Source organism: Catonella sp., assembly GCF_057250765.1.
This window is the reverse complement of record NZ_DBHIEC010000026.1, coordinates 1-15024: the sequence shown is the minus strand read 5'-3', so window position 1 is coordinate 15024 and position 15024 is coordinate 1. Positions and strand designations below refer to the sequence as shown.

Annotated in this window: 12 protein-coding genes; all 12 read left to right on the top strand. The window is 36.9% G+C overall.

Annotated features, from left to right (window positions below):
* Positions 1-23 precede the first annotated feature (23 nt).
* The 12 genes from ACO6HM_RS11350 (at position 24) to ACO6HM_RS11295 (ending at position 15012) form a co-directional block, all read left to right on the top strand.
* A complete protein-coding gene (locus tag ACO6HM_RS11350; protein WP_485391151.1) occupies positions 24-419 on the top strand; it encodes a hypothetical protein in 396 nt (131 codons plus the stop codon).
* A gap of 80 nt (positions 420-499) precedes the next feature.
* Positions 500-1462 (top strand): ketopantoate reductase family protein, encoded by a 963-nt coding sequence (locus ACO6HM_RS11345; protein WP_485391150.1) that lies wholly within the window; start codon positions 500-502, stop codon positions 1460-1462.
* A 215-nt stretch (positions 1463-1677) separates the two neighbouring features.
* Entirely contained in the window at positions 1678-1980 is a 303-nt protein-coding gene (locus ACO6HM_RS11340; protein WP_485374577.1) for a trafficking protein particle complex subunit, read from the top strand.
* Between the two features lie 54 nt (positions 1981-2034).
* Positions 2035-2655, top strand: coding sequence for a flavodoxin family protein (locus ACO6HM_RS11335; RefSeq protein WP_485391149.1), 621 nt, complete (start codon positions 2035-2037; stop codon positions 2653-2655).
* A gap of 158 nt (positions 2656-2813) precedes the next feature.
* Positions 2814-4127 carry an ATP-binding protein gene (locus ACO6HM_RS11330; RefSeq protein WP_485391148.1) on the top strand — a complete coding sequence of 438 codons (1314 nt, stop codon included), beginning with the start codon at positions 2814-2816 and terminating at the stop codon, positions 4125-4127.
* Between the two features lie 188 nt (positions 4128-4315).
* Positions 4316-5569, top strand: a complete 1254-nt coding sequence (locus tag ACO6HM_RS11325) for a serine hydroxymethyltransferase (RefSeq protein ID WP_485391147.1) — start codon at positions 4316-4318, stop codon at positions 5567-5569.
* A 1-nt stretch (position 5570) separates the two neighbouring features.
* Positions 5571-6521 carry an AEC family transporter gene (locus ACO6HM_RS11320; RefSeq protein ID WP_485391146.1) on the top strand — a complete coding sequence of 317 codons (951 nt, stop codon included), beginning with the start codon at positions 5571-5573 and terminating at the stop codon, positions 6519-6521.
* A 73-nt stretch (positions 6522-6594) separates the two neighbouring features.
* Complete coding sequence (locus ACO6HM_RS11315) at positions 6595-7536, top strand: alpha-hydroxy-acid oxidizing protein (protein ID WP_485391145.1); 942 nt, start codon at positions 6595-6597, stop codon at positions 7534-7536.
* Between the two features lie 26 nt (positions 7537-7562).
* The gene (locus ACO6HM_RS11310) at positions 7563-9422 is read left to right on the top strand and encodes a hypothetical protein (protein WP_485391144.1); all 1860 of its coding nucleotides are present in this window, start codon (positions 7563-7565) and stop codon (positions 9420-9422) included.
* 1 nt (position 9423) lies between these two features.
* The gene (locus ACO6HM_RS11305) at positions 9424-12486 is read left to right on the top strand and encodes a toll/interleukin-1 receptor domain-containing protein (RefSeq protein ID WP_485391143.1); all 3063 of its coding nucleotides are present in this window, start codon (positions 9424-9426) and stop codon (positions 12484-12486) included.
* A gap of 176 nt (positions 12487-12662) precedes the next feature.
* Positions 12663-13271 carry a TetR/AcrR family transcriptional regulator gene (locus tag ACO6HM_RS11300; protein WP_485391142.1) on the top strand — a complete coding sequence of 203 codons (609 nt, stop codon included), beginning with the start codon at positions 12663-12665 and terminating at the stop codon, positions 13269-13271.
* Positions 13258-15012, top strand: coding sequence for an ABC transporter ATP-binding protein (locus tag ACO6HM_RS11295; RefSeq protein WP_485391141.1), 1755 nt, complete (start codon positions 13258-13260; stop codon positions 15010-15012). Before ACO6HM_RS11300 ends, ACO6HM_RS11295 begins: the two co-directional genes overlap by 14 nt.
* Positions 15013-15024 lie beyond the last annotated feature (12 nt).

The following is a 15024-nucleotide window of genomic DNA, read 5'->3' as shown; positions in this document are numbered from 1 at the left end:
ATGATTATAAGGAGGTTAAGTCAATGAATCAGAAAAAAATGAGTACTTATTTGAGAGTACTATTTATAATTCTTATCATTGCGATATCCGGGGCAGCATTGCTTCAGATTTTCGCTCCTGAATATATGGGAAGAAATGCTGCTTATGGCATTTCTACAGGGTGGCAAAGAGAAATTGGCTTTTGGAATATTGCGGTATTAGTTATATTGATTACTGCTTATAGGAATTACAACTGGATTTATCTTAAATCAATTTTACTTGCTCTTATTCTAGGTGGAATAGGTATTGGGACTAATCATTTAATACATTATCTACAGGTGCATCAAATTGTTAATTTAATTGGTGCTTTAGAGAATTATCTTCTAGTCATTGCCTGGATTATAGGTTGGAAAATAGAAGCGAAAAGGCAGGATGAATAGGCATACTATAAAGGGCATATGTTTTTGTAATGATATCAGATAGAGTAATAACTAAATTGAAACATAAGGAGTAAGGATAAATGAAGATATGTATTTTAGGTCTAGGTGTAATAGGTACAACTTATGGGTATGTGTTCAAAAAAGCGGGTCATCAAGTTGAACATTTGCTTAGAGAGATGAATAACCCCAATGTCCCATCAAGCCTAGACGTCAAAATATTGGATGGCCGCTATGCTAAAAAAGGAGAAGAAAAATCAGATAAATATATAGTGAATATTGCAAAGCCAAATACAGAGTATGATTTCATTATTTTGAGTGTGGCAAGCGGTAAAATAAAGGACGCTATAACTACACTCAATAAAAACAATATTACAGGAAGCCTGATTTTATTCTGCAACTTTTGGTATAGTCGTGAAGAAATTGAAAAAATAGTTGGTGATTATAGCTATATTATAGGTTTTCCTACAGCTGGTGGAAGTATGACGCAGAATATGCTTGATTGTGTGTTATTTAACCATATAATGATTGAAAGCGAAAGAAAATCAAATATCACTAATTACAGTTCTTTAATAGAACTTCTTGTATCCGCAGATTTGAAAACAGAAATTCCTTACGACATGGTAGAGTGGATATGGATTCATATGGCAATCAATGCAGGGGTTACCTCTTCTGCTGCACAGGGAGGAAATATCAATAAACCAAAACAGCTTGCCATAAACCTAATGAACAGCCCACAAATGCTTGCTATTGCAGTAAAAACGATAAGAGAAACTGTTAAGGTGGTAGAGGCGAGAGGGGTAGATTTAAGGCCATATAAAAATGAACTTTTACCATATAGAATACCCGCAAGGCCCGCGGGCATAATCTTGAAGATGATGTTTAAAAACAATGAACTTACACGAAGAATCATGACTTTACACAATGATTTAGCGGATATTATGTATGGTTGTAAAAGTGTTTATGAGACTGGGAAGTTAAAAAAACTTAATTTGCCGCTGTTCTATTCTAATATGGATATAATATTGGCAAATATATCAAACTGATAGTATTGCGTATATTAAATATGTGTGATATAAAAAAAGAAACGAGCAAGTCCTTTCAGGAATAAACCCTACACTGTGAAAACCCATTTCTTTGCCCTTGATGTTATTATGAAACTGTGGACTAGTCAAGGAGATTAAACTTAAAGGCTTGTTGATGAAATTGAAATGTAGTTTTCCAACTTAAATGCAACTGAAAAGAATTTAGAGGTGATATAATGGATGATTTTGAACATTTATTTACTGAGTTAAAACAACTTTCTAATGATATCACAGAGGCAAACTACTATGACTATGGTAAGCAGGGGTATGATATTTTAGTTAGAATTCATGATATGGGTATTAGTAAGGGAGATACATATAACGTATTTCTTCAATATTACGATGGTTTACAGGATGGATTATCTAAAGCATGGATTGGAGATATGTTAGATTATATAAGTGGATGGTGTAATCCCGAGAAGCATATTTGGAGGGATGATGCTACAGAAGTAAGCTGCCCTATGAAGCAGAGGTCATAGCAGGAAAGAAAATGATATACACAGATACTTATAGTGTAAGGAAGGATAATAATTATGCCTAAAGTTTTAATTATCAATGGAAGCCCACGTGTCAAGGGAAATACAAGCATTGCCCTTGATGAGATGGTAAGGGTGTTTGAGAAGGAAGGTGTAGAAACTGAAGTAGTTCAGATTGGAAACAAAGATATACGAGGCTGCATAGCCTGCGGATATTGTTATGAAAAAGGAAAATGTGTCTTTAATGATATTGTAAATGAACTAGCTCCAAAGTTGGAAGCGGCAGATGGCTTGGTAGTGGCATCTCCGGTGTATTACGCTTCTGCAAATGCGACACTTATAGCCTGTCTTGATAGGCTGTTTTATAGCTCACACTTTGATAAGTCAATGAAAGTTGGTGCCAGTGTAGTCTGTGCAAGAAGAGGAGGACTGTCTTCAACCTTCGATGAGCTTAATAAGTATTTTACTATTTGTGGTATGCCTGTTGCATCCAGCCAGTACTGGAACAGCATTCATGGAACAGAAAAAGGCGAGGCTATGCAGGATGCGGAAGGGCTGCAGACAATGAGAGTTCTTGCCAGAAATATGACATTTCTCATGAAAAGTATAGCACTTGGAAAGGAAAAGTACGGTTTACCTGAAAAGGAAGAACACCAGGAAACAAATTTCGTAAGGTAAAAGAAGACAAAGATATGATTGGTGGAAACTGGCAAATTATCGCATGCTCATTTTATAAAAGTGATGGTAACGGCAAAAATATTAAATGAAAGGCTTGAAACAGTTGTAAAAAATGGTATAATATTTTATAAAAGTGACGGTAGTGGCAAAAATATTAAATGGAGGTTGATGTGGAAATAAAAAGAGATGTTTACCTTGAACGGCTCATTGTAAGAAAACATAATGGCTTTATAAAGGTAATTACCGGGATAAGAAGAAGTGGTAAGTCCTACCTGTTAAATACATTGTTTTATAACCATTTGATTTCCAACAGTATAGATGAAAGCCATATCATAAGATTTGCTTTTGATACTGCACAAGATTTGTTGAAAATTGGTGAGAATCCGATAGTTCTCGATAATGAAAAGGAAGAACGTAAGGTGGATCCATCCAAGTTTTTAAACTGGTTAATGCCACAAATTAGTGGAGACGGAATATACTATCTTTTACTGGATGAGGTTCAGAAACTTGGCGCTTTTGAGTCAGTATTAAATGGATTTATACGAAAAGAAAATGTAGATGTATATGTGACTGGAAGTAATTCTAAGTTTTTATCAAAAGATATAATAACTGAGTTTGAAGGAAGAGGAGATGAGATACATGTACTCCCATTGTCTTTTTCTGAATACTATGCATACAAGCAGGGAGATAAAAGTGATGCTTATGATGATTACTCAGTATATGGTGGACTTCCTGCGGTTGCACTTATGTCTACTGAAGAACAAAAGACTAATTATCTGATTTCTCAGATGAAGAATGTATATATTAGGGATATAGTTAATAGATATTCAGTTCAGGACGAATCGATTCTAGGAGAAGTTATGGATGTCATTGCATCTGGGATATCTACGCTTACTAATCCGAAAAAAATTGCGGATACTATGGGCTCCGTGCATGGAATCAACATTAGCGCGTCAACGGTGGATAAATATATCGGTCATGCAGAAGAGGCTTTTATGCTGTCTCGTGTAAAAAGGTATAACGTAAAAGGGAGAAAGTATATAGGTACACCATATAAAATATACTTTGAGGATGTGGGACTACGAAACGCCCGCTTGTCATTTAGGCAGATTGAAGAAACTCATCTTATGGAGAATATAATATACAATGAATTAAGATTTAGAGGCTATCAGGTAGATGTTGGAACTGTGGAAACAAGAGAAAAGGATACAAGTGGTAAAGAATTTCGAGTGCAGAGAGAGATAGATTTCATTGCTGTCTTAGGTAGTAAAAAATATTATATCCAGTCTGCATACTCTATTCCGAATAAAGAAAAGTATGAACAGGAGACAAAGTCACTTGAACGAACAAATGATTCGTTTAAGAAAATAATTATTGTTGAAAAAAGCATGAAACCTCGATATGATGAGAACGGATACCTGATGATTGGTGTTAAGGAATTTTTGCTTGATGCAAATAGTCTGCTTATTTAGAAGTAAATATCAATATAACAAAAGAGGCGAGAAGCAATGATTAAATACTTTTTGATAAACAATAAGACTCGTTAAAGATAATTAAGTTATAAGGGGTAATAAGTTTTTCCTAATTTACTATACAGCTATAAACACATATAATGGTCTATATAGTGTAAACTAAAACACATTTGATTGGAGGAGGAAGCATGGTTAAAGAGATTATGAATTACATCCGTGAGATGGATCCGGAGGTTGGAGTAGGGATAATAGCTGAGTATGAGAGGCAGCAGAATAATATTGAGCTGATTGCTTCAGAAAACATTTTGTCTACAGCATCCATGGTTACTATGGGAACTATTCTTACCAATAAATATGCCGAAGGATATCCTGGAAAGCGCTATTATGGGGGATGTCAGGAAGTGGACGTATTGGAATCACTTGCTATTGAAAGAGTTAAGAAGCTATTTGGTGCAGAATACGCCAATGTACAGCCACATTCGGGAGCTCAGGCAAATATGGCAGTTACGATGGCTGTATGTTCCCCTGGAGATACCATTATGGGTATGAGCCTTGATGCCGGTGGACACCTTACACACGGCTCACCGGTTAACTTCTCAGGACTTTTTTACAATATTGTGCCTTACGGAATAACAGACGAAGGCTTCTTAGATTATGATGAAATCCGCTCTCTTGCAAAGGAGCACAAGCCTAAGATGATTATTGCAGGTGCATCTGCCTATCCTAGAGTGATAGACTTTAAGAAGTTTAGAGAAATCGCTGATGAGGTAGGAGCTGTGCTTTTTGTAGACATGGCTCATATAGCTGGTCTTGTTGCTGCAGGGGTGCATCCAAGTCCTGTGCCTTATGCAGATATAGTTACATCCACAACTCATAAGACATTGCGTGGTCCAAGGGGAGGTATCATACTTTCTACAGCGGAAGCGGCAGAAAAGTACAACTTTAATAAGGCAGTCTTCCCGGGCATCCAGGGAGGTCCACTTGAACATGTAATTGCGGCTAAGGCTGTTTGCTTTGGTGAGTCACTTAAGCCTGAGTACAAGGCTTACCAGGAGCAGGTTGTAAAGAATTCCAAAGCTCTTGCAGACGAGATGATTAAGAGGGGATTTAAACTGGTTTCTTCAGGTACTGATAACCACCTTATGCTTGTAGATTTAACTAATTTTGAAGGGGTATCAGGTAAAGATATGCAGAACCTCTGCGATGAAGTAAACATTACTCTGAATAAGAACAGTGTTCCTAATGATCCTCGCTCAAAATTTGTAACCTCAGGCGTACGTATTGGCACACCTGCTGTAACTACTAGAGGATTCAAAGAAGAGGATATGGCTGTGATAGCAGACTGCCTCTATAAGGTTGCAACTGATTTTGAAAACAGCAAAGAAGAGATACTTTCTAAGGTTTCATGCCTGACTAAGAAGTATCCGATATATGAGGGATAATATGCAAGCAATTTCTACGATTTTTCCAGTGTTTTTCATCCTTTTTCTAGGTATACATGCGAGAAAAAAAGGATGGATAAATCACGAACAAAATAACGGACTAAAGACTATCGCCTTAGATATATTATTTCCTTTTCTCATTTACCATATAGTGGCAACTTCTGTACTAGATAGGAATATTGCCCTGGAAATAGTGTATTTAATCACTGTCTGGATACTTGTTTATTTCTTTGGAAAGATGGTATGTAGGATATTGCCGGAGAATATTAGAGAGATTTCTCCGTTTTTACTCTTAACTTGCGAGGGAGGGGCAGTTGCTCTTCCCTTGTATTTGAGTATAGTGGGTTCATCCTACATTTTAAATCTGATTCCCTTTGACCTTGCGGGCATCCTGATTAACTTTATTTTCGTTCCGACAGTACTGCAGATAAGGCGCAAAGAGGAGCTAAAACTATTGCCACTGGTAAAAAAGGTAATTTCAGCACCCTTTGTAATAGCGGCCCTGCTTGCGGTGATTACTAATTTGACGGGCTTACAGAGACTGCTGTCACAAAGCAGTAGCTTTGGTTCGATCTACGAAAATACAATGAATGCGATAATAGCACCTGTTTCAGGACTAATTCTTTTTAGCCTCGGTTATAGTATAAGGCTTAAGAAGGGCTATTTATCAAGTCTTTTTAAGCTGGCAGTTATCAGACTCATATTTTGTAGTGGGATAATAGCCTCGTTTTTCCTGGTATTTCCTGAGAAAATGCAAAACCCTGTCTTTTCTCTGGGAGTAATTTTGTATTTTTATTGTCCTACAGGCTTCCCTGTGCCGTTGCAAATAAGGGAAATTTTAGATACTGATGAAAAAGAGGAATTTGTTTCGGCATTTATTTCTCTATTTTTATTAATAGCATTGGTAGTCTATGTTGCTCTTAGTTTTTATTATAAGAGATTATCTGTATGATGTGCCAAGACTACAGATAATTATAACCCACTAAGCTTTGCGAAATCAATTAAATGAGATAATAGGAGGTTTTATGGAAGAAACAAAAAATATCTGGCCGGGTAAGCCGGGTGTAATACCTGTAACCAGTGGAAAGGCAGATGATGCCAATGTGTACAATCGTGCTTTTCTTGATAATATCCACGTTGAAATGCGTGTGATAGACAGCACGGAAGTTGATACTACGACAGAGATATTTGGGAAAAAATATGCTTCCCCTATAATGACGCCTGCATTTTCACATCTTAATAAAGTATTGGAAAATGGCCGTACTCCTATGGAGGAATACAGTCTGGCTGCAAAAGAGATGAACTGCCTGAACTGGGTAGGAATGGAGGATGATGAGGCTTACCTCTCTATTACAAGTCACAATCCTGATACTGTACGCATTATCAAGCCATTTGCAGATAAGGAAAAAATCATATCAGAGATTAGATTCGCCATCGAATGTGGAAGCACTGCAGTTGGCGTGGATATTGACCATGTACCCGGAACAGATGGAAAATATGATGTAGTTGACGGCTTCCCTATGGGTAGGGTTAGCTTTGAGGACTTAAAGGAATATGTAAGTGTTTCTAAACTTCCTTTTGTGGCAAAAGGTGTATTGTCCGTACAGGATGCACTTAAGGCGAGGGATGCAGGCTGCGCAGGCATAGTTGTATCACATCATCATGGGCGTCTTCCTTTTGCCATAGCACCTTTAGAGATTCTTCCAAAGATTAAAGAAGCTGTCGGTAGTTCACCAATGAAAATCTTTGTAGACTGCGGAATGGATACGGGATATGATGCTTACAAGGCCCTTGCTATTGGAGCAGACGCTGTTTCTGTCGGACGTGGCATCCTCCCTCCTTTGCTAAAAGACGGTAAAGAAGGCGTAGTTAAAAAGATGACAAGAATGAATGAAGAACTTAGAGAAATGATGATGTACACAGGCGTTAAGGATATGAATAGCTTTGATAGGACTGTATTACACTAAAAGCATTAGAATAAAAAGGTGGTATCATGAAGGAAAATAAAACCTACTACAAGAAGAAAATATATTTTATCTTGCTCATTATGACTCTTGTTTTTAGCTTTACGAGTCTTTATGAATACTATAGTGAGAGTATAGAGAATCCTTTTCTTAGGATTTCAAATGTATTATTTGGCATTTTAAAAATGTTTTTATTTACCCCACCGATATCACCTGAAAAAAGCACGAGTATTCTGTATGAAATTGCAAAATGGATGGCTCCGATACTTACATCAGCCTTCGTTTTTACCAAGATATCCAATACCCTGCTGCACCTGAAAAACATAGTAATCAACAAGTTTAGCAGAAATCATATTTTAATTTTTGAAAAAAGCCTTATGTCGGAAACGTTAATCACCAATCTGATGAATGAAAAGACTCCGTATAAGATTTCCCTTATATCAAGGCAGTTTATTGATGACAATCTTAAAGCTAAATACGAGAAAAAGGGTATAGCTACATATCAGATTGATTTTGAAAAAAGCGGTAAAAATGAGATAAGAGAGCTCTTAAATACTGTAAATATAAATAAAGTTAAATATATGTTTTTTTGCTCCGATGCAGACCTTGAAAACTACGCTCTATATGCTAATGTAATAAAGAGAATTAAGCCAAAAAGAAATATTACCTGTTATGTAAAATGTGAGTCAAAGACAGTATCCTCATACATCGAAGATGTCATCACCCGCGAGAGAGAGGAGGCAGAGGTTCTTAAGAAGATAGATACCGTACATTTTGACCATAGGGATTTGACTGTTAGGATGCTTATGTCGGATAAATGCGTTTTTAAGAGCCTAAAAAGCAGTCTTAATGACCTGTCACAGATGGATAATGTGATTTCTTTGGGAAAAATAAATGAAAGCATTAGAAATATGCACATCCTCATTCTAGGTGTGAATGAACTGACTGAGGTTTTATTGAAGCACATTGCAAATGATATGACCTTGTGCCTTAAAGCAAACACCAAAGTAAGTATAATGGACAAGGCAGTGGACTCTAAGATGGAAGCAATACTTGACAAAAATGAGGGACTTAAAAATGCCTTGAACTTAAAGGCTATTGATATTGGAAGCAGTAGGAACTCGCTGCAGGAGGGGATTACCAAGATAAAAAATGAGGGAGATTTATCGCTTATTTTTATGATGGATGAGGATGTGGTAAAAAGCCTTAAATATCTAAAGACATTGACAGGATATTTTGGAAGTCTTCCTAAGGTAATAAGAAATGTATCCAATATCGACCTAAGCTATGTTTTACCAAAGAACAGCGATAATATCCTTGTATTTGGGGATGTTTCGCAGATAATGACAAGCGATATTATGATAAGGGAGTCTCTGGATGCAAGGGCGAAGTCTTTCAATGATAGCTATAATAAAGCTGTGGAAATGTCAGGTATGGGAAATGGAAATAATTGGAATGAACTTTCCTATGTCAAGAGGACGTCTTCAAGACTCTCTGCTACCCATGGTAAGGTAAAAGAAGAAATACTTAGAAAGATTTTTTTCAATAATTCTGATGATGAAATAAGGAATTATTTATCTAAAAAGTTTGAGGAATTTGGAGACTTGCAGAAAATTATGAAGGAAGACTGGGAAGAGTTTAAGATAAGATTTCGCGGGTATTTAAGTGACAACCCTATACTGGACTTTCTATCGAGGCTTGAGCATAAAAGGTGGTGCAACAGCTACTATGCTATGAATTTTGTATATGGAGAAAAAAAGGATGAGGACTTAAAAACTCATCCCTGCCTCATAGATGACTGGGACATTATAATTGGTGAGAAGTTTGACATCTGTCATCCTGAGTATGATTTGTTATCGGTATTTACCTTGTTTAAAACGGAGAAATAAAATGGAAAAAGAGCATATAGACAGCACTTCATCTGAAAGGATGGAGGAAGCAGGAGCTTTCTATAACGGGAAGGAATATAAGTATACAGCCTTTATAAGTTATAGACATGTGGAGCCTGACCAGAGCATAGCAAGACAGGTTCATCAGATGATAGAGACTTTTAAGGCTCCTAAGGAGTTTTATCAAAATGGCAAAAGACCGACATTTAGAGTATTTAGAGACAGAGAAGAATTAGCCGCAAGAGACCTTAGCACCTCTATTAGAGAGGCGCTTGAGAGCAGTAGATATCTGATTGTGATTTGCTCCAAGCGTACTCCTTTATCTGAGTGGTGTAAGAAAGAGGTCGAGATATTTAAGAGCATACACGGGGAAGAGAGAATTATCCCTGTATTGGTAGAGGGTGAGCCTTTTGAGGCTTTTCCCGAGGCTCTAAGAGGAAAAGAAAGTAGTAATGAGGAAGCGGAGTATGAGATACTGGCAGCGGATTTAAGACCTGAGAGGGTATTAAAGGCTGATTTTAAGGGATATGCCTATCTACAGGATAATGACAGGCAGAGCCTTAAGGAGCTTACAAAAGAATCATTTAATATATTAAAAACTGAAAAGTACAGAATAATGGCAGCCCTCCTTGGCTGTACCTTTGGCGACCTTAAACAGAGGGATAAGGAGAGAAAAAGTAAGAGAATATTAAATATATCTATTGTATCAGGAGCAGCATTTTTGCTCTTTGGCATATTTATGGCAAATGCTTATCAAAAGGCGGAGCAGGCAAGGATAGAGGCTGTACAGTCAAATGCCAATATACTTATGAAGACCTCTAAGGAATTCCTCAAAGAAGGAGATTATCTGAAGGGAGTTCTGGTTGCAAAAGAGGCTATGGGCATGATTAGTGAGGACATGAAGTATTATTCTTCCCTAAAAGCCGATGAAGAGTATATATTAAACAGCAGCTTATACCACAGCGGTGCGTCTACACTCACGACCATTTCAACTAAAAACAACCTTACCTTTATGGCAGTAAGCGATGATGAGAAATATGTGGCTTATGGACTTGAGAACAATGATACGGCAGTAGCAAGTGTTCAAAATGGCGAGGTTCTTAAGGTATTTACAGGGCATAGCCAGCAGGTAAAAATGGTTGATTTTTCAAAGGATAATAAATATCTTGCATCAGCCTCATTTGACAATAGCTGTATTATATATGATTTTGCGAGTGGAAAAGAGGCTGCAAAGCTTGAGATAGAGGGAGTCCCGATGCTTGCAAGGTTCTCTGAGGATGGTACAAGGCTGTTTTATGCTGTAAATGCTAATAATGCCATAGTTTTCTATACTTATGATACTGCTAACTGGCAAAAACTGGGTGAATTTGTGGTAAATGAACCGATAATATCAATTGATATAAGCAAAGATGGAAATGAAATGCTTGTAGCCTTAAACTCTAACTCTGAAGAACAGCTTACAAGAAGAAATGTGGTTGATGGTAAGATTCTTGAGGTGATACCGAGACAAAAAGGGAAGGATCTTGGAGGAGCAGAAGTTGAAAAGCCGTATATGGTGGCAAAATACTCACTAGACGGTGATAATCTCCTTTTACTTACAAACTCAGAAGTCCTGAAGCTTTCAAGACATACTGGTAAAAAGGTATTTAAGAAGCCCCTTCTAATGAATAATGTCATCGAATCAAACTTACTTATGGAAAGTACAAATGGTGATAAGCTTGTAGTTAAGTCTAGCCCTAAAATATATATGTTAGACGGGAAAAGTGGTGAAGTTACAGATGAAATATATTTTCCAAACTTAAATATGAGGTATTTTACCTATAATGATGTAACCGGTACTGTAGTGGGCTTTGGTGAAAATGGGAATTATTCAATCTGGAGAGATAAGACTGTAGTAGAATCCGGACTTAGTTATGGTGGAGGTGTGCCAACTGAATTCATTTTCTTAAAAGACGGAAGTAAGATACTGGCGAATTCTCACGAAAGCCAGACGATTAAGATAATAGAGTTAAAATCAAAGGTAGAGGCTGATACTATCAATGCAAGGATAATGGCTAGCTCAAACGACAGCTCACATCTTTTGCTTTTTGATGGTAAAGACTTGGCAGTTTCAGATGATGACGCAAGGACGATGAAGAAAATTGTTGTAGATGAACCATCTACGTATTCTCTCTCAGAAAATACAAATCTCTGCCAGATATCTAATGATGGCAGATATTATGCCCTGATATTTAAGCAGGATATATCTGATGCTGCACCTAAGGCACTTAAGCTTTACGACCTTGTTAAGAATGAGAAAAGGATGATACAGATAAATAATACTGCTTCAGTAATCACCTTTTCTGATGACTCAAAGAATATCTTTGTAGTGGACAATGTAGAGGGGTTAAATGTCTATGATGTAGGCGATTTGAAACTGATAAAGAACTATAGCGAAATAAAAGATAATGTATTAAATATTAAGCTGTCTAAGGATTCTAAGATAGTGGCGGTGAATATGCTATCCGGAACTGCATATTTGTATAATCTTGAGACAGGAAAGAGGATAGAGGAGATTAATGGCGAGATTATAAATGTCGAAAAAGCACAAGATGAAATAATAGTAAGAGGAATCAAGAAAAACAGCATATTTAAGTGGAGCAGTACTTCAGGCCTTTCTTCCTGGGATATGGATGATGAGTGCCTAAAGACACCTCAGAGCTTTTATGATGTAAACCTATACAATGAAAATACTGATAAACTAATGATAATCAGGAATAATGATGTAGACAGAAAATGCTATTTAATCGATTTTTCATCAGGAAAGCTAAAGCTGTCTCTTGATATTGCACTAAGGAGGTATAATGTGAGCGGTAACATTTCTCCTGATGGTAAGTTAATAACTATAGACAGAGATTATTTTGAGAAAAGTGGTGAAAAAAGTAATGACTGGTCTTACGATATGGTAACTTCCATATACAGGGTTTTAAGTGAAGAAGAGGCATCAAAGGAGGTTGATGAGATTCTTTCAGGCAGAAAATTGTCAAAAGAAGAAAAGGTTGAGATTGGTATAACTACGAAGTGATGGCATTGATGAAGGAGAGTTATTATGGCACTCAGGTGAATAACCTGGGTGTTTTTTTATAGAAAAATTTTTTGAATTATTGACAATTATTCTCAATAAACCTATTGTTAGCTTAGTCTAACAGTTTTATAATATTCTTACCGACGATAGCGTCGGTATAAATGGAGGTAGACGATATGACTGATACAAAAAGGCTTGCTGCGGCTGAAAGGAAGAAAGAAATAATGAATTCAGCGGCAAAGGTAATCACCGAAAGGGGACTGGAAAAGGCAACTATGGAGGATATTATCGCCGGAACTACTTTATCTAAAGGGGGTGTATATCATTATTATGGGAGCGTGAATGAGATATTTAAGGATATTATGAGGTTTGGAATAGAGTACAGAAACAATGTCATAAAAGAGCATTTAAGCGAATGTAAAGAAGGGGAGGAGATACAGTTTATGGCAAGACAGCTTGTAGACAAGATTGTTGATGATAATCCTTATATGCCTCTTTATGTCGAGTTTCTTATTGCTAAAAAAAGAAATCCGGAATTAAATGCCATGATGCTTGATTTACAGGCTGAGACTATGGATAGCTTTAAGGGAGTCTTTGATAATGAGTCAGAATGGCTGTTTAATCCAAGTGTATTTCAGTTTATAACTGATTACATAAACGCATTAATACTTGCATCTAATGTATTAGACGCTAGAGAGAACTTTAAGAAGAACAGGAGGTATTTGGAGGACATGATGGTTTATTTGTTTGAAAAGGGAAAGGAGAACAGTAATGGGAGTTTATAAAAAATTATTCCGGTATGTACCGGAGGTTAAACTGCTTGGCTATCTGGCAATATTAATATCGGCGGTATCTGCCTTTTTAATGGTATATGGATATTACTACATATACTTGTTTTTGAATGAAGTTATCGTAAATGATAACTATGAGAATGCCGGAGTGTATTCGGTTAAAATAGTAGTTTTTCTATGTGTAAGTGCTGCCCTATATCTTACATCAGGGATTGTATCACATAAGCTGGCATTCCGCCTTGAGACAAACCTTAGAAAGAGGGGAATCGATGGGCTTACAGACTCAAGCTTTAGATTCTTTGACCTAAATTCATCAGGTTATATCAGAAAAACCATAGATGATAATGCGGCTAAGACACATATGGCTGTAGCGCATATGCTGCCTGACAACTCACAGGCCTTCCTGGTTCCGATTTTCACGCTGGTCTTGTCATTTTTAATAAGCATTAGAGTGGGGATTCTCATTGTAGTATTATCGGTTGTTTGTGGACTAATTATGTGCATGATGATGGGAAACAAAGATTTTCTTAAAAAGTATCAGGAAGCTCTTGACAGACTCAGTTCAGAAACTGTTGAGTATATCAGAGGTATGCAGGTTGTTAAAATATTTGGTACCAGGTTAAAGTCATTTAAGGCTTTATACGATGCTATTACGGATTATTCAAAGTATGCCCTTGATTATTCTATTTCTTGTAAAAGGCCGTATGTTATCTACCAGCTGATATTCCTAGGATTGATTGCAATTATAAGCATACCGCTTAGCGTCTTCCTTGCAGAGGTAAAAAATCCGAAGTTTATGGCGGTTGAGCTTATTATGATATTTTTTATAAGTGGCGTAATCATGGTTTCGTTTATGAAGATAATGTGGGCAAGCATGAATATTTATAACGCTAACTTTGCCATTGACCACTTAGAAGAATTGTACAAAAAGATGCAGGAAGACAAGCTCTCATACGGAGATAGAACTGACTTTGACAACTATGATATTGAATTTGAAAATGTGAGTTTTTCGTATGGCGATAATAAAGTTCTGGAAGATTTATCATTTTCACTTAAGGAAAAGAGAATATATGCCCTGGTGGGACACTCAGGTTCAGGAAAGTCTACGATAGCAAAGCTTTTATCAGGATTTTACAAGGTGGATAAGGGAGCTATTAAGATAGGCGGCCACAGACTTGAAGAATACTCAAAAGAAGCTATTATACGGAGCATTTCATTCGTATTTCAAGACAGTAAGCTGTTTAAGAAGTCGATATATGACAATGTTGCACTTGCTGATGAAAAGGCTGGAAGAGAAGAGGTATTAAAGGCTCTAAGCCTTGCGGGCTGTGATGAAATTATCGCTAAGTTTAAGGATGGCGAGAATACAATTATCGGCTCAAAGGGAGTATATCTTTCAGGAGGAGAAAAGCAAAGAATTGCTATAGCCAGAGCAATACTTAAAAATTCGCCTATTGTCATAATGGATGAAGCCAGCGCCGCTATAGATGCGGATAATGAGTACGAATTACAAAAAGCCTTCAAGAACCTGATGAAGGATAAGACTGTAATAATGATAGCCCACAGGATGACAAGCATAAGGAATGTAGATGAAATCATCGTTTTGGAGAATGGCAGGATTGTGGAAAGAGGAGATAACGATTCGTTACTATCTGCACAGGGACTATACAGTAGGCTTTTAAACTTATATGAAACTGCAAATGATTGGAGGGTGTCAAATGAAAAACTATTATAAGAAAAGATATGC